Here is a 15788-nt window from a genome sequence, read left to right on the forward strand (position 1 = left end):
GTAGTTGAGTGAATGAGTATACGTAGTTGAATGGCTGAATGCTTAATTTATTCAGGCGGATTAGCCAGGTTGAGACATAACTTTGTCATCTCGACAGTATGTAGAGATCTGGCTGGTTAAAGTATAATAAGTCAATTTCAGATTTCTCTTTTTGCCGAAATGATAAAAAAGCTTCGATTACAGCAAAAAATCACAAACCACACCTCTACACTCCTCTTCTTATACTTTAGATGCATCAGTTTATTAAGTCATCAGCACAGAAAACATCACTCTATTTACACATTATCAAATTAACAGTTTAAGAATATGAAGCCTATCCCCTACGGACGCCAGCACATCACCGAGGCCGACATACAGGCGGTGGTGGAGACGCTGCAGTCTGACTTCCTGACGCAGGGGCCGAAGGTGGCGGAGTTTGAGCAGGCCTTCGCCCGATACGTAGGCGCCAAATACGCCGTGGCGGTGAGCAACGGCACGGCTGCCCTGCACCTCTGCGCCATGGCGCTGGGGGTGAACGAGAACTCGCGCGTGATCACCACGCCCATCACCTTCGTGGCCTCGGCCAACTGCGTGCGCTACTGCGGCGGCACCGTCGAGTTTGCTGACATCGACCCGGCCACAGCCCTGATCGACATCGCGCAGGTACGCCAGATGGTGGAGAGCAAACCCAAGGGCTACTACACAGGTATCATCCCAGTGGATTTTGCCGGCAATCCCGTGAACCTGGAGGAGCTTCGCAAGCTGGCCGACGAGCACGGGCTGTGGATCATCCAGGACGCGGCCCATTCTCCTGGTGGCTTCTTTATAGACAGCTATGGCGAGAAGCAGTATTGTGGCAACGGACGCTTTGCTGAGCTGGCCATTTTCTCCTTCCACCCCGTCAAGCACATCGCCACAAGCGAGGGCGGCATGGTGACCACCAACGACGAGGCACTCTACAAGAAGCTGCTACTCTACCGCACCCACGGCATCACGCGCGATGCGGACCTGCTGGAGGAGAACCACGGCGGCTGGTACATGGAGATGCAGGCGCTGGGCTACAATTACCGCATTCCTGACATGCTCTGCGCCCTGGGCATCAGCCAGCTGAGCCGCGCCGACGAGGGAATGAAGAGAAGAAGAGAGATCGCCAGGGTATACGATGAGGCTTTCGCAGGCTTTGCCGGTATAGAGGTGTTGGGCACCAATCCGGCTGCTAAAACCGAGGCCGGTGAAACAGGCCACGCCTACCACCTCTACGTGATCCAAGTGGTTGACCGCAAAGGGCTTTATGATTTTCTTCGCGAGCACCAGGTATTTGCGCAGGTACACTACATCCCGGCCCACACTATGCCTTACTACCGCAGCCTCGGCTACAAAAATGGCGACTTCCCACAGGCCGAGCGCTACTACGAGGCCTGCCTGAGCCTACCGATGTACCCGACGCTGACCGACGAGGAGCAGCAATTCGTGATTGAGAAGGTAAAAGAATTTTGCAAGGCTTGAGTCTGGATAACCAATCACCGGCAAAGCGGCTGATCCTGGGCACGGCGCAGTTCGGATTGCCCTACGGCATCAGCAACCAGCGCGGACAAATTCCGGAAGCTGAGGTGGCGGCCATACTGGCCGAAGCGGCGAAGGCAGGTTTAGACACGCTGGATACGGCGGCGGCCTATGGCAGCAGCGAGCAGTGTCTCGGCAATGTACTCAACTCCTTGCCAGAAACTTACCGCATCATCAGTAAGTATCCGCCGAATCAGCCAGGCAAACCTATAGCGCAGGCCTTCCGGGAATCGCTCGAACGTCTACGCATCGACAAGCTCTATGGCTGCCTGCTGCACAGCTATGCGAGTTACAGCGGCAAGCCGAGTATACTGGACGAGCTGCAAGAACTGAAATCATCGGGCCAGGTGGAGAAGATCGGTATATCCCTCTACCATCCGGCCGAGGCTGAGGAGTTGCTTCAACAAGAAGTGCCCATCGACCTGGTACAGTTCCCCTACAGCATTTTCGACAGGCGCTTTGAGGAGCTGTTGCCAGAACTCAGGAGCCGGGGCATTGAATCGCACATCCGCTCCGTATACCTACAGGGACTCTATTTTATGCAGCCGGACCAATTGCCGCTATACCTGCAGGAAGCAGCGCCCAAACTGGAGCGCCTGCAAGAACTGGCCTGCAACTACCAACTTCCAATCGGCGCTATTTGTCTGGGTTTTGCGCTGGCAAATCCCTATATTTCACAGGTGGTGATAGGGGTCGAGAGCCTGCTGACCCTGCAGGAGAACATCCGTTACAGCGACACGGTGCTGCCGGAGGCGCTGTATACCCAACTCCTGGAATTGAAAGAAGATAACGAAACGATACTCTTACCTTACAAGTGGCCCGCACGATGAGCAGCAAACTGACCGACCTATTTTCCTTGACCGGCAAGGTGGCCCTCGTTACCGGCGGCTACGGCCACCTGGGCACTGCCATCAGCTTGGCGCTGGCCGAGGCCGGCGCCACCTTGTATGTGCTGGGCCGGAGCGAGGACAAGTTTAAGGAGGCTTTCAGCGAGCATCCCGACCTAAACCTCTCCTTCGTCTATTGCGATATCTCCGAAACCAAAACCGTTACAGCCGCCTTTGAGCAGGTGCAGCAGGAAGCGGGCCGAATCGACGTGCTGGTGAACAACGCCTTTTACTCCAAAGGCCAGCAACCGGAGCAGCTCACAGATGAAGAATGGGCCTACGGCATCGACGGCAACCTCAACAGCGTGTATCGCTGCATCCGTGAAGCAATTCCCTACCTGAAGCGGCAAGGCGGGCGCATCATCAACGTGTCTTCCATGTACGGCATGGTTTCCCCTGATTTCAGCATCTACGACGAGAGCCCGGCCTTCCTGAATCCGCCACACTACGGAGCTGCTAAGGCGGGTGTGCTGCAGCTCACGCGCTACTTCGCCTGCTACCTGGGCAAGTACAATATTACGGTTAATGCCGTTACGCCGGGCCCGTTCCCAAGCGAGCAGGTGCAGCAAAACGAGGCATTTATGGAGCAACTCAAGAAGAAGAACCCACTCGGTCGTATTGGCAAACCTGATGACCTGAAAGGAGCCTTCGTCTACCTGGCCTCAGACGCTTCGGCCTTTATGACGGGACAGAACATGGTGCTGGACGGAGGCTGGACGGCATGGTAAAGGTCGGCGCCATCATACAGGTACGCCTGGGCTCGGAGCGACTGCCGGGCAAAGTCCTGCTGCCACTGCCCTTCAGCGGAAGCACCAGTCTGCTGGAGCATGTGGTGATGAATTCACGCGACGCGAAATCGCTGCATCAAACCATTGTCGCCACTACCACCCGTAGCGCGGACGATGCCATCGAGAATTTCTGCAGCACCAAGGTAATTCCTTTTCTGCGCGGCTCAGCCGACGATGTGCTGGACAGGTTCCAACAGGCGGCGCATACCTATGAGCTGGATGTGATCATGCGGCTCACCGGCGATAACCCCTTTGTGTTGCCGGAGACGATTGATCAGGCAGTAGAAAAACTGCTGCAGACAGCATCAGACTATATCATCACCACCGGCCTTCCCCTGGGCACCAATGTGGAGGTGTTTACCCGTCAGGCACTGGAGAAAGCCGCTGCCCAGGCCACGGCTGCCTCCGATCGGGAGCATGTGACGCCTTTCATCAGAAGAGAAGCGAGTTTCAAGAATCAGACCCTGCCTATCGAATCGGACATCAGTCAGCTGCGCCTGACCGTAGACTACCCTACCGACTATGCACTGGCTGCGCTGCTTTTTGAGCGACTTTGGAAACCGGGTCAGCCCATCACGCACGAGGCGATTAGCGGCTTGCTGCGGGAGCAGCCTTGGCTGCAGGAGATCAACGCGGCAAATACGCAGCGGCAAATTTTCGTAAGCGAAGAAGAGGAGCTGGCTGCTGCCCGGAAACAGCTACAGGCCGGAGGATTGACCAGGGCACTGCTAAAACTAGGATAGCATGAACAGGAAGACACGCATTATTTTCAGGGCAGACGGAAACAGCCGCATCGGACTGGGCCACGTGACACGCTCACTGGCACTGGTGAACATGCTGCGCCTGGAGTTCGAGTGCGTGTTCGCCATCCAATCGCCTGACCAAGCTTTGCAGGAGCGGATACGGGAGGTATGCGACGGCATCATCGTGCTTCCTCCTGCTGAACCCGATGCTGATCGCTTTGTGCACGAACTGGATGCCTACATTTCAGCAGAAGAGATTGTGGTGCTGGATGGTTATACCTTCGGCACAGCTTACCAAAAAAACATCAAATCACGTGGCACGGCTCTGGTTTGCATCGACGATATCCACACTTATACCTTCGTAGCAGATGCGGTCATCAATCAGGCTGGTGGCGTTTCACCCGTGAAATACCAAATCGCTCCCTATACCCGACTGCTGATCGGTCCGCACTATGCGCTGCTGCGCCCTGCTTTTTTGAGAGCTGCCAAAGCTGCCCGGACTATACCTGAAGGTGAGTTGCATGTGCTCGTCTGCATGGGTGGTGCCGATCCAGATAACCATACTTTACAAGCACTGGAAGCATTGCAAGCTATACCTGCCGTCAAGCATATTGAGATAGTGGTGGGTAGCGCCTATACCCGATTACATGAACTGAAACAGCACCTGAAAGAACAGCCTCAGGCCAAACTGCACCGCGACCTTTCCGCTGAAAGTCTGCGCCGCCTGATGGCCAAATGCCAGGCAGCCGTTACCTCCGCAAGCGGGATTTCTTATGAATACGCCGCCGTGGGTGGACTTTTGTTTGTAAAGCAAACTGCCGACAACCAGGCAGGTATGCACCAATTCCTGACCACAGAAGGTATAGCCCAAGAATACAGCAACCTATCAAAAGTACTGCAGCAAGGTATAAGCGAAGAAAAATTTGAGACACAACTCACAACCCAGCGACAGTTTTTCGACGGCAAAAGCCCGGAGCGACTGCTGGAGCTTTTCAAAAGCTTGAGCTTGGCGACAAGTCTGAAATTGCGCAAAGTTGTTCCGAATGACTTACAGCTACTCTTCGACTTGGCCAATGACCCGGAGGTACGCCGACACTCGTTCAACCCGGAGCCGATTCCGCTGCAGGATCATACCCGCTGGTTTCAAGCCAAACTTGACAACCCCAACGCCATCCTCTATCTTGCTGAAGAGAACGGAAAGCCGGCCGCTCACATTCGCTTCGACATGAACGATAAAACAGCTACGATCAGCTATCTGATTGCCGCAGACTTTCGCGGTAAAGGCTTGGGACACACCGTGTTGCTCAAAGGTACACAGCAGCTCTTACAGGATCGGCCCGATGTGCAACTTGTAGAAGGGCTGGTGCAGCAGGAGCATAAAGCCTCTGTGCGCTCTTTTGAGAAAGCCGGTTTTGCGTATGGCAATGTCGATCCGGCACATCCAAAGGCATTCCGTTTTGTCTGGCAGCCAAAGGCCCAAGCATAGTTTAGAAACAGAAATCATGATCAACGATATTAGTATTGCCGGCCGTCTGATCGGCCCATCGCATAAGCCATTCATCATCGCGGAGATGTCGGGCAACCACAACCAGTCGCTGGAGCGGGCATTGGCCATTGTGGACGCCGCCGCCGATGCAGGTGCGGATGCCATCAAACTGCAGACCTATACTGCCGATACCATGACCCTGCCGGGTGCTCTAACCATTGAAGACGAGGGTTCGCTCTGGAAAGGCCGTGAGCTGTATGACCTCTACAAAGAGGCCTATACCCCCTGGGAATGGCACCAGCCTATTTTTGAGCGGGCACGGGAGCGCGGCATCATTGTCTTCTCCTCCCCCTTCGACGAGTCGGCGCTGGACTTTTTGGAGAGTCTGGATGCCCCGGCCTATAAGATCGCCTCGTTTGAGAACACGGACCACCCGCTGCTGCGCAAAGTGGCAGCCACTGGCAAGCCTGTGATCATGAGTACCGGCGCTGCCACCGTGCAGGAAGTGGCCGAAGCCGTGCAGGTGCTGCGCGAAGAGGGCTGCCTGGAGCTGATCCTGCTCAAATGCACCTCCACCTACCCAGCCACGCCGGAAAACACCAACCTACGTACTATCCCGCACCTGAGCGCTTTGTATGATGTGCAGGTGGGCCTTTCGGACCATACTATGGGCGTTGGGGCCTCTGTGGCCGCCGTGGCGCTGGGTGCAACCGTTATCGAGAAGCACTTTACCCTCAGCCGCGCCGATGGTGGCGTGGACTCGGCCTTCTCACTGGAGCCCGCCGAGCTGCAGTCGCTGGTGGTGGAGTCGGAAAGGGCCTGGCTGGCGCTGGGGCATGTACAGTACGGCGTGCAACGGGCAGAGGAAAAAAGCCGATTATTCAAGCGCTCCGTCTATGCTTCTAAAGACATTCAGGCAGGTGAACCCCTCACCAAAGAGAATATCCGCGTGATCAGACCCGGTTTGGGGCTGCCGCCGAAACATTACGAAGATCTGCTGGGCAAAAAGGCTGCGCAGGACATCAAAGCAGGCACACCGCTTAGCTGGGACATGGTATAACACATGAAAGACTGGTATACCCTGTACAGTAACATTCTATACCTGCATTTTTCCGAAGGTTTCTATAAACTGCCGGAAAGCGCCAAAAATGCAGCCTCACCCGCTAATCCGTTCCTGCGAGTACTGCGCATGGCTGGCTATACCCTGGTGCGGCTGTTTGGCAATCTGTTCAAGTCAGTCGAGCAGCCGGAGCGACTGCAGGGTAAGGTGTGGCTGTATGTGGTGAGTCAGAATAACTACGACAGTCTGCACTTTTTAGAAGGGGCTGTACCTGATGCGGTGATGGTGGCGGGTCAGAGCAAGGCTATTGGCAGGTATAACCAGCAGGTGGCGCGGATCTCGCTGCGCAAGAAACTGTTCTACTATTATAAATTTCTACCGATTTTCTTTCAGTTTCTCTCGCATCGCAAACACAGCACCCTCCGCTTCGTGGACCTGCTCTACGATGCCATCGGTTTTTACGAGGTATACCTGCAGAAGCTCAGAAAATACCGCCCACAGGCCATCGTGTTTGCTAACGACCACAACGCCGATGCCCGTGCTATGCTGTTGGCGGCTAAGGAATTAGGTATACCTGCCGTTTATGTGCAGCACTCGAGCGTAAGCAACTTATTTCCACCCTTGACTTTTGACCTGAACCTGCTCGAAGGACAGGACTCGCTGGACAAGTACAGGCGGTACGGTCCGGTGCACGGTCAGGTGGAGTTTATCGGCATGCCGAAAGCTGATAAGTTTGTGCCGATCCGTAATAAGAACCAGCAGGTGCAAACATTGGGTATAGCCTGCAACCTGATGGACCGGATTGAGGAAGTGGAGCAATTGCTTCACCACATCAACCGTGACTTTCCGCAGTTAAGAATTCTGCTGCGGCCCCACCCCCGCGACAAGCGCAGCTATACCTTTGTCACCGGCATCAGTCCGAACATCAGCCTTACCAATCCCCGACAGCAGTCCGTTTTTGAGTACCTGCGGGAGCTGGATATGCTGATCAGCGGCAATTCCGGCATCCACCTGGAGGCTGTGCTGCTGAATGTGTGGTCCGTTTACTTCAACTTCAACCCTAAAGAAGAACTGCACGACTATTATGGCTACGTGTCGCATGGTCTTGTGGAAGAGACGACTTCTTACAAGGCACTCAAGCCAATGCTGGAGCAAGGTATACAGCAAAAGCCCGAGGTATACCAGCGGGCCAGGTATTATAATGCGACTGTGGGCACGGAGCATGACGGCAGAAGCAGTGATTTGGCAGCTGATTTTGTAAAAGCAATGTTAGCCAAGGGCAAATTGTAGGAATCGGCTACCTTTGTGGCCTGAAATAGAAACATGAGCAAACATCTCCAGCGAGAGGGAATTTGGAACACCGTGATCTCATATGCCGGCATCGCCATCGGCTATGTGAACACCATCCTGCTTTTCCCTAACTTTCTGGAAGAGGAAGAAGTAGGCCTTACCCGTCTGCTGATCCAGATCTCGGTGATGTTCGCGCAGTTCTCAGCGCTCGGTTTTGTGAACATGAGCGTACGCTATTTCCCTTATTTCCGGGACAAGAGCAAGGAGCACCATGGCTTCCTCTTTCTGATGCTGGCTATACCTGTACTGGGTTTCGCTGCCATCGCAGGGCTCTTCCTATTGTTCAAACCAGTGGTGATCGACTACTACATCGAGAACTCCCCGCTCCTGCTCGATTACTATTACTTTGTGATCCCGCTGGCCTTTTTCACCCTGCTTTTTAACCTGCTCACAGCCTACCTGCGTTCGCTGTTCAAGACCATCATTTCGTCTTTTGCCCAGGATTTTCTGCTGCGCATCCTCACGACGGTGCTGATTGGTCTTTATGCATTTGATTGGATCGAGTTTAGGCAATTTGTACTGCTTTACATTGTCATCAATGCGGTGATCACACTTTCGCTGGTGGTGTATGCGCTGTGGTTAAAGCAATTGTTTCTGCGTCCACGCCTGGCAGCGCTTAGCATTGTGCCCCTGCGGGAGATGCTCTATTATGGCTTTTTTACCTTCCTGGGCAATATATCGGTCACTATCATCACGACCGTCGACCAGATCATGATCAGTTCCTACAGTCTGGGCGACAACGGTATTTATACTACCGCTTTCTTTATTACCAGCGCTATTATGGTGCCTGCACGATCGATTTTCAAGATTGCTTTTCCGCAGGTGGCAGAGTATTGGAAGGACAAGGATATGGCAGGTATGGAAAAACTCTACAAGCAAATCACGCTGATCAACCTGATCGTGGGTTTACTGCTCTTTATTGGCATCTGGGCTAATATCGACAACCTCTTTTCCTTCATGCCGGAGACCTACAGGGCGGGTAAGTATGTGGTGCTGTTCCTGTCCATGGCCCGGATCATCGACCTGGCCACAGGTATAAACGGGATCATCCTGGCGACCTCCGAGAAATACCGTTGGGACCTGCTCTTCAATGTGGTGCTGGCCGGCTTGACTATCTGGACCAACTATGTCTTTATACCTATCTATGGAATAAACGGGGCGGCCCTGGCTTCGATGATTTCCTATGTGACCATCAACCTGCTGCGCTTGTTCTTTGTGCAGTGGCTCTATAAGATGCAGCCTTTTGCCTGGAATTCATTGGGAGTAACAGCTATTGCAGCTGTAGCGTTGGGAGCCTCATACCTGGTGCCATACCTTGGCAATTTATACCTGGATATTCTGGTGCGTTCCCTGCTCATCACCGCTATTTACATGGGCCTGATGCTTGGCTTGCGGGTATACCCAAATATGAACCAATGGATGCTCACTCAGTGGCGCAGGATTAGGTAAGTAATAGAGCTTCTTAATTGAAAACTATGATAAGCTACAGGAAAGGGTATAGCTGTCCGGAAAGCCTTCTGTAAAAGCTCCTACAATCTAAAACCAGGAAAATCAGATTTAGTAACCCGTGGTCAGGTTGAAAGTCTCAACCTTTGAATCGAGCACTTTGCCGTTTTCACACTTAAGCACGCGGTGCGGGTAGCGGTTGATGATTTCGTAGTTATGCGTAGCCATCAGAACGGCCGTGCCAGTGTTGTTGATCTCGTTGAAGAGTTGCATGATGCCGTCTGCTACGATCGGGTCAAGGTTACCGGTGGGTTCATCAGCCAATAGTATAACTGGCTCGTTAAGAAGAGCACGCGCTACCACGATACGCTGCTGCTCGCCTCCGGACAGTTGGTGCGGCAGTTTGTTAGCGGCGGCATCCAGTCCCACCCGCATCAGCACTTCCGTGATGCGCTGCTTGCGCTTCGACTTGTCGTTCCAGCCTGTCGCTTTGAGTACAAAGGCCAGATTCTCGGCCACTGTGCGGTCAAAGAGCAACTGAAAGTCCTGAAACACGATACCGATCTTGCGGCGCAGGTAGGGCACCTGCTTGCGTGGGAGCTTGGTAAGCTTAAAATCGGCGATGGTACCCACGCCCGTCTGCAGCGGCAGGTCACCATAAAGGGTTTTGAGCAGAGAGCTTTTTCCGCTACCCGTGCGGCCCACCAGGTATACAAACTCCCCCTTGTCAATGTCGAAGTTGACACTACTCAGCACGGTGTTTACATCCTGGTAAATAGCTACATCACGCAGTGATACAACAGGGGTGGAAGAAGAAAAGCTCATAAGATAATTAAATGTCTAGTTGCTGCAGTTTACCAAACTCAAGAGATTCAATCAGTGCAGCCAGTGCCTCCTCTTTTCCCTCCAGCCCATAGCGGTCGAGGTTCTTGAGCGGACGGTCTGCCCTAAAATAGGCGATCAGCACGAAGTTATCGTCGCGCAGCTGAATGTAATCCGGAATTTTGGCCTTGCCCTTTACTTTGATGATGTACATCTTTTTTAGAATGAATAATGAGTATTGACTAATGAAGAATTGCCAGGTATAGAATGGATAATGATTAATGAAGAATAATGTTAAGGCTTTTGGCCCATGCACTATTCCCCATTAATCATTACTCATTATTCATTAATCATTACTTATTTCCTTTGGCGTGGTCAGCCAAAAACTTCTGCAGTCCGATGTCAGTCAGTGGGTGGTTCAGGAGGCCAGTGATCACGGAAAGCGGACATGTTACCACATCAGCGCCTAGCTCAGCGCACTGCACCAGGTGCATTACGTGACGAACTGAAGCAGCCAGCACTTGGGTCTGGTAGCCATAGTTGCCATAGATGTGCACAATCTGCTCGATCAACTGCAAACCATCCGTTGACACGTCATCCAGACGACCTACGAAAGGAGACACATAGGTAGCACCCGCTTTGGCAGCCAGAATAGCCTGACCGGCAGAGAACACCAGTGTGCAGTTGGTTTTGATGCCGCGCTCGCTGAAGTGACGGATCGCCTTCACACCTTCACGCGTCATCGGTACTTTCACCACAATGTTCGGGTGCAGTTCGGCTAGCAGTTCGCCTTCGCGTACCATGCCGTCGAAGTCCGTTGCGATCACTTCGGCGCTGATGTCACCATCCACGATTTCGCAAATCTGCTTGTAGTGCGCCATCACGTTGTCATGTCCGAAGATGCCTTCTTTAGCCATCAGTGATGGGTTGGTGGTAACACCGTCGAGCACACCGAGGTCGTGCGCTTCCTGAATTTCCTGCAGGTTTGCAGTATCAACAAAGAATTTCATAATGCTGAAGATGTAGATTTTCCTACAAATCTAACGCAATATGCCCTAAGTCAAAAGACATTGTATAAAAGATGCGGCACAATTGAGGTATAAGCCCTCAAAGGCAGGTTAACCAACTGTATAGCAAGGTATAGGAAGAGCAGAGAAGCGGCCGGGCTTAAAACAAAAAGACCGGCGAGGGAGCCGGTCAGAAAAGTATGGGCAAAAAAAAGTGGCAAACCAACATCGCGCCGCTTCAACCATCTACCCTTGCTGCCTTCCGGCCCTGGGGGAGTTCGACGGGAGCTGGCCGTGCCGATTTGCCGTTACAAAGGTACGAAGAATCCCATTCGGTGCAAGCATATTCTAAAGAATTATCTATCAGGATTACCAATAAGAGTCAATCTCACTACTAGTCAGTCGGTTTTGTTTTAGAGGGCTTGTAACTTATACCTATGGAGAGGGAAAGATCCCGCAGCGTCTAACAGACCTGCGAATGTCTAGGACTGCGGAGGTATAGCTTGTCTGAATCAGGATTTACAGGATTAAAGAATTTGCAGGATGCCAGTGCACGATTGTCCCCTACCCCTTCTTTGTCGAGGGGGGCCCTTACCTCCAGGGGGACTTTTTGCAGCTAGTGCCTTTCTATCCGTCATCCTGAAAGGATCTTAGTCAAAGGGAGGTTAAGCATTAGCTATAATACACCCCTGCCCCACTCTTTATAGAGGCCCCCTACCCCCAGAGGGGAATTTCTGCAGTTGCTGCTTTAAAGGTACAAGTGTTGTAGCTGTTACAGTTCTCTTTCTATACCCTATACCGGGTCCAACCACCCCTAACCCCTCCTTGTCCAAGGCGGGGAATCTGTAACTGCCTATCTACAGGTATAAGCGTTGTTACAAACCACCACTGTCAGGTATAACAAGGCTTACTTGCACCTAGGCTACAAAGCAGATTACTTTAGCCCGGTGCACTAGCGACGATTTTGTGTTGGGGGTGAAGGGGGGGCCCCCTGTCAAGAGCGGTCAGCGAGTGGGGGTAGGGGCCCTCGATTTTTTCATCAAGGAAAAAAGTGAGTGACCGCCGCACAGGCGAAGCTATAAAACAACATAAGTTGCTATACATACACAAGCCATTACTTACCGAATATATGTTTTGAAGCACGAAACAAAACATATCTCCCCTATTTTTGGCAAAAAAGCCTAATACACCTTACCTTTGCGCATGCCAGAAAAAATACTGATTCTCGATTTCGGCTCCCAGTACACCCAGTTGATCGCAAGACGGGTGCGCGAGCTAAATGTGTATTGTGAGATTTACCCTTACAATAATGTTCCGGAACTAACGGAAGATGTCAAAGGCGTTATTCTATCGGGCAGCCCTTGCTCGGTGCGCGACCACGAACATCCTACCATCGATTTGAGCCAGTACATGGGCAAACTCCCTTTGCTGGGCGTATGCTACGGCGCACAACTGATCGCTTACGAGCACCAGGGCGAAGTCACCCCATCCACTATTCGCGAATATGGCCGCGCCAGACTCACAGAGTTGCACACCGCCAACCGCCTCATGAAAGAACTCACGCCGGGTTCTGTAGTATGGATGTCGCATGGTGATACCATTAAAGAAATTCCTGACAATTTTGAAGTAATAGCCAGCACGGAAACGGTACGTGTAGCTGCTTATAAGCTGCGCGACCAGGAAACCTACGGCATTCAGTTTCACCCGGAGGTAACACACTCTGACGAAGGCAAAACCCTGCTCCGCAACTTTGTGGTGCACATCTGCGGGTGCCAGCAGGACTGGACATCTGAGCAGTTTGTGGATGCGACCGTAGCGGAACTACAGCAGCAGCTGGGCAATGACAAGGTAGTGCTTGGTCTATCCGGCGGTGTGGACTCGAGCGTAGCCGCTATGTTGATTCACGAGGCGATCGGCAAGAACCTGTACTGCATCTTCGTAGACAACGGCTTGCTCCGCAAAGACGAATTTGAGTCGGTGCTTGACTCTTACAAGCACATGGGCCTGAACGTGAAAGGCGTCGACGCTAAAAACAGATTTTATGACGCACTGGCCGGCATTTCTGACCCGGAAGGCAAGCGCAAGGCGATTGGCCGCGTGTTCATTGAGGTGTTCGACGATGAGGCACACAAAATTGAAGACGTGAAGTGGCTGGCACAAGGCACTATTTACCCAGACGTAATTGAGTCGCTGAGTGTGAAAGGCCCTTCAGCTACCATCAAGTCGCACCACAACGTAGGCGGCCTGCCTGACTTTATGAAACTGAAAGTGGTGGAGCCACTCAAAACACTTTTCAAAGACGAGGTGCGTTTGGTTGGTAAGACCCTGAAGATAGATGATAACATCCTGGGTCGCCATCCGTTCCCTGGCCCTGGCCTGGCAATTCGCATATTAGGTGACATCACACCGGAGAAGGTACATGTACTGCAACAGGTAGACCACATCTTCATCAGCAACCTGAAAAAGTCAGGTCTGTATGACGAGGTATGGCAGGCTGGCGCTATCCTGACACCGTTGCAGTCAGTAGGCGTGATGGGTGACGAACGAACTTACGAAAATGTGGTAGCCCTCCGTGCCGTTACGTCTATCGACGGCATGACAGCGGACTGGAGCCGTTTGCCGTATGAGTTCCTGGCCGATGTATCCAACGAGATCATCAACAAAGTAAAAGGCGTAAACCGCGTGGTATACGACATTAGCTCGAAGCCACCGGCTACCATTGAGTGGGAGTAAATTAATGGAGTGAGTTAATGAATGTGTGAGTTAGTGAATGGTTAAATTGTTAATTGGCTGAATTGTTAATAAAGCATTAATGAAACGGCTATTGAGAAGTATGTATGATCTTTGATTTCATTCAATCACCCATTCACTAACTCACTCCATCACTCAATCAAATAAAATAACATGAAAGGAAGCTTATTGAAGCATGCAGCGGGTTTGCTGCTTGTGGCTGCACTCGCGCTGCCAGTTCAGGCCCAGCAGGATTATAGCACAACTTACAGCAATGGCAAGGTACTAATAGAGCAGGAGCGCTATGACAAGGCTATGGCTGAACTTTTGCCTATCACGCAGGCTGGTCCCAAAAATCAATACGCTCCTGAAGCTTCTTACCTCTATGCCATAGCGGCTCTCAAGGCAAACAAATTGCCGGAGGCCCGTCGTATGCTACAACAGCTACAGGGCCAGCACCCCAACTGGCCAAACCAGCCCGAAGCAAGTTATCTGCTCGGCAATGTGCTTTTTGAACAGGGTGACTATGAGCAGGCACTGGCTGAGTTGAAAAGCCTGCGTTCTGCTAAGCTACAGGGAGATGCAGACAATCTGAAGCGCCACTATTTGATGCGCATTACAGACCGTGCAACTTTTGAGCAGCTACTGCAGCGTTACCCGGATGACAAAGCCGTGGCTCAGACTTTTGCTGATAAGTTGTTGTCTGGCTGGTACCGTCCTGAGGACAAAACTACCCTGGAGAGCATTGTGTCGAAGCACCGCCTTGACCGCAACCGTTACCTGAGCGCCAATGCCATGCGCAAGCAGGCTTACAATGTAGCCGCTCTCCTTCCATTTCAGTTAGACCAGGACTTGGGTCAGGCAGCGCGCAAAAATCAGTTTGCTACCGACCTCTACGCTGGCATGAAGATGGCCCAGGACTCTCTCAAGCGACAGGGCGTTAACATCAATCTGTTTGCTTACGATGCTGGCACTGATACAACAGCTGTAAAGCGTCTCCTGGAAAACTCAGAATTGAAAGGAATGGATCTGGTCATTGGTCCCGTTTACAGGTCATCAGCCAAAATAGCCGCTCGATTTGCTGCGCAGAACAATGTGAACGTGGTCAATCCGCTATCACAGGAGTTGGAAGTCGCTGGTCAGAACCCAAATGTTTTCTTATTCGAGTCTTCAGTAGCAACGCAGGCGCGTCAGGCTGCTACCTACGCTTACAACACGTTTGAGCCCAAAACGGCTATCATACTGTATGAAGGAAGCAAAGATGACATCGCTTTTAGCCAGTTCTACCGTGAGCAGTTCCTTAAGCTTGGGGGCAAAGTAGCAGCTTATAAAAAAATAAACTCTGCACAGAGTTCTGCCACTGCATCTGTTTTCAAGGAATTAAATCTGGAAAACGTAGGCCATTTAGCCGTGTTCTCGGACCAGATGACGGCCGCAGCCAACACGGTCAGCACGCTGCAGTCCAGGGCTGCCACTCTCCCACTGGTTACCTTCGAAAGTTGGCTGGGTATAGGACAGCTAACGCTCCGCCAATTGGATGATTTGGAAATCTACTTTGTCAACCCGAAATACATTGACCAGATGAGCCCTGCGGTGCGCCACTTCCGCAAAAGGTATGCCGCCAGGTATAACATGCCGCCTTCACCTTATGCTTATGCAGGTTTTGAGATGATGTACTACTTTGGAACATTACTCCAAAACTACGGATCGCGCTTTAATCTGGCACTCGGTTCGGAAGGACTCAGACCAGGGGTCTTTTATAAGGGTATAGGCTACACCGACCGCGCAGCCCAGAACGAAGTGCGACGCGACAACCAGTTTATTCCGATCACGAAACTGGAGAATTTGCAACTAACTATCGTGAATCCGGTTTTTTAAGGCTTCCGGCATTTCAAATCAAGGTATAGCACCATGTCTATATCATCGC

At 52.1% G+C, this 15788-nt stretch carries 13 protein-coding genes and 1 other RNA gene; 10 read left to right on the plus strand and 4 right to left on the minus strand.

The window, feature by feature from the left end:
- Window positions 1-306 precede the first annotated feature (306 nt).
- Genes pseC through C8E01_RS16540 form a run of 8 tightly spaced genes read left to right on the plus strand, consistent with a single transcriptional unit; the run spans window position 307 to window position 9305 of the window.
- A complete protein-coding gene (pseC, locus tag C8E01_RS16505) occupies window positions 307-1485 on the plus strand; it encodes a UDP-4-amino-4,6-dideoxy-N-acetyl-beta-L-altrosamine transaminase (RefSeq protein ID WP_116544571.1) in 1179 nt (392 codons plus the stop codon).
- A complete protein-coding gene (locus tag C8E01_RS16510) occupies window positions 1482-2372 on the plus strand; it encodes an aldo/keto reductase (RefSeq protein WP_165820673.1) in 891 nt (296 codons plus the stop codon). Before pseC ends, C8E01_RS16510 begins: the two co-directional genes overlap by 4 nt.
- Window positions 2369-3157, plus strand: coding sequence for an SDR family NAD(P)-dependent oxidoreductase (locus C8E01_RS16515; protein WP_243409642.1), 789 nt, complete (start codon window positions 2369-2371; stop codon window positions 3155-3157). The genes C8E01_RS16510 and C8E01_RS16515 overlap by 4 nt, the downstream gene beginning before the upstream one ends.
- On the plus strand, window positions 3151-3960 hold the full coding sequence (locus C8E01_RS16520; RefSeq protein WP_116544573.1) for a cytidylyltransferase domain-containing protein: 810 nt from the start codon (window positions 3151-3153) through the stop codon (window positions 3958-3960). Before C8E01_RS16515 ends, C8E01_RS16520 begins: the two co-directional genes overlap by 7 nt.
- 1 nt (window position 3961) lies before the next feature.
- Window positions 3962-5446 carry a UDP-2,4-diacetamido-2,4,6-trideoxy-beta-L-altropyranose hydrolase gene (gene pseG, locus C8E01_RS16525; RefSeq protein WP_116544574.1) on the plus strand — a complete coding sequence of 495 codons (1485 nt, stop codon included), beginning with the start codon at window positions 3962-3964 and terminating at the stop codon, window positions 5444-5446.
- Between the two features lie 16 nt (window positions 5447-5462).
- The gene (gene pseI / locus C8E01_RS16530) at window positions 5463-6506 is read left to right on the plus strand and encodes a pseudaminic acid synthase (RefSeq protein ID WP_116544575.1); all 1044 of its coding nucleotides are present in this window, start codon (window positions 5463-5465) and stop codon (window positions 6504-6506) included.
- 3 nt (window positions 6507-6509) lie between these two features.
- Window positions 6510-7796: a hypothetical protein gene (locus tag C8E01_RS16535; RefSeq protein ID WP_116544576.1), complete on the plus strand. Its 1287-nt coding sequence runs from the start codon at window positions 6510-6512 to the stop codon at window positions 7794-7796.
- A 33-nt stretch (window positions 7797-7829) separates the two neighbouring features.
- Window positions 7830-9305: a lipopolysaccharide biosynthesis protein gene (locus tag C8E01_RS16540; protein ID WP_116544577.1), complete on the plus strand. Its 1476-nt coding sequence runs from the start codon at window positions 7830-7832 to the stop codon at window positions 9303-9305.
- A gap of 108 nt (window positions 9306-9413) precedes the next feature.
- Here C8E01_RS16540 and C8E01_RS16545 read toward each other — a convergent pair whose 3' ends face one another.
- From C8E01_RS16545 to ffs, 4 genes are all read right to left on the minus strand, one after another.
- The gene (locus C8E01_RS16545) at window positions 9414-10127 is read right to left on the minus strand and encodes a cell division ATP-binding protein FtsE (protein WP_116544578.1); all 714 of its coding nucleotides are present in this window, start codon (window positions 10125-10127) and stop codon (window positions 9414-9416) included.
- Between the two features lie 7 nt (window positions 10128-10134).
- The gene (locus C8E01_RS16550) at window positions 10135-10338 is read right to left on the minus strand and encodes a hypothetical protein (RefSeq protein WP_007654512.1); all 204 of its coding nucleotides are present in this window, start codon (window positions 10336-10338) and stop codon (window positions 10135-10137) included.
- Between the two features lie 139 nt (window positions 10339-10477).
- Window positions 10478-11134 (minus strand): fructose-6-phosphate aldolase, encoded by a 657-nt coding sequence (gene fsa, locus C8E01_RS16555; protein WP_007654513.1) that lies wholly within the window; start codon window positions 11132-11134, stop codon window positions 10478-10480.
- A gap of 208 nt (window positions 11135-11342) precedes the next feature.
- An RNA gene (gene ffs / locus C8E01_RS16560) (signal recognition particle sRNA small type) lies at window positions 11343-11440 on the minus strand.
- 894 nt (window positions 11441-12334) lie between these two features.
- On the opposite strand from ffs, the gene guaA reads away from it, so the two are divergent.
- Window positions 12335-13864 carry a glutamine-hydrolyzing GMP synthase gene (gene guaA / locus C8E01_RS16565; RefSeq protein ID WP_116544579.1) on the plus strand — a complete coding sequence of 510 codons (1530 nt, stop codon included), beginning with the start codon at window positions 12335-12337 and terminating at the stop codon, window positions 13862-13864.
- Window positions 13865-14035: 171 nt separating this feature from the next.
- Window positions 14036-15739, plus strand: coding sequence for an ABC transporter substrate-binding protein (locus tag C8E01_RS16570; RefSeq protein ID WP_243409643.1), 1704 nt, complete (start codon window positions 14036-14038; stop codon window positions 15737-15739).
- Window positions 15740-15788 lie beyond the last annotated feature (49 nt).

It is taken from the genome of Pontibacter virosus (assembly GCF_003096355.1).
Lineage (GTDB): Bacteria > Bacteroidota > Bacteroidia > Cytophagales > Hymenobacteraceae > Pontibacter > Pontibacter virosus.

Coding starts and splice junctions, on each gene's coding strand:
- pseC (WP_116544571.1), top strand. CDS start 307: ATGAAGCCTATCCCCTACGGACGCCAGCACATCACCGAGGCCGACATA.
- C8E01_RS16515 (WP_243409642.1), top strand. CDS start 2,369: ATGAGCAGCAAACTGACCGACCTATTTTCCTTGACCGGCAAGGTGGCC.
- C8E01_RS16520 (WP_116544573.1), top strand. CDS start 3,151: ATGGTAAAGGTCGGCGCCATCATACAGGTACGCCTGGGCTCGGAGCGA.
- pseG (WP_116544574.1), top strand. CDS start 3,962: ATGAACAGGAAGACACGCATTATTTTCAGGGCAGACGGAAACAGCCGC.
- pseI (WP_116544575.1), top strand. CDS start 5,463: ATGATCAACGATATTAGTATTGCCGGCCGTCTGATCGGCCCATCGCAT.
- C8E01_RS16535 (WP_116544576.1), top strand. CDS start 6,510: ATGAAAGACTGGTATACCCTGTACAGTAACATTCTATACCTGCATTTT.
- C8E01_RS16540 (WP_116544577.1), top strand. CDS start 7,830: ATGAGCAAACATCTCCAGCGAGAGGGAATTTGGAACACCGTGATCTCA.
- C8E01_RS16545 (WP_116544578.1), bottom strand. CDS start 10,127: ATGAGCTTTTCTTCTTCCACCCCTGTTGTATCACTGCGTGATGTAGCT.
- C8E01_RS16550 (WP_007654512.1), bottom strand. CDS start 10,338: ATGTACATCATCAAAGTAAAGGGCAAGGCCAAAATTCCGGATTACATT.
- fsa (WP_007654513.1), bottom strand. CDS start 11,134: ATGAAATTCTTTGTTGATACTGCAAACCTGCAGGAAATTCAGGAAGCG.
- guaA (WP_116544579.1), top strand. CDS start 12,335: ATGCCAGAAAAAATACTGATTCTCGATTTCGGCTCCCAGTACACCCAG.
- C8E01_RS16570 (WP_243409643.1), top strand. CDS start 14,036: ATGAAAGGAAGCTTATTGAAGCATGCAGCGGGTTTGCTGCTTGTGGCT.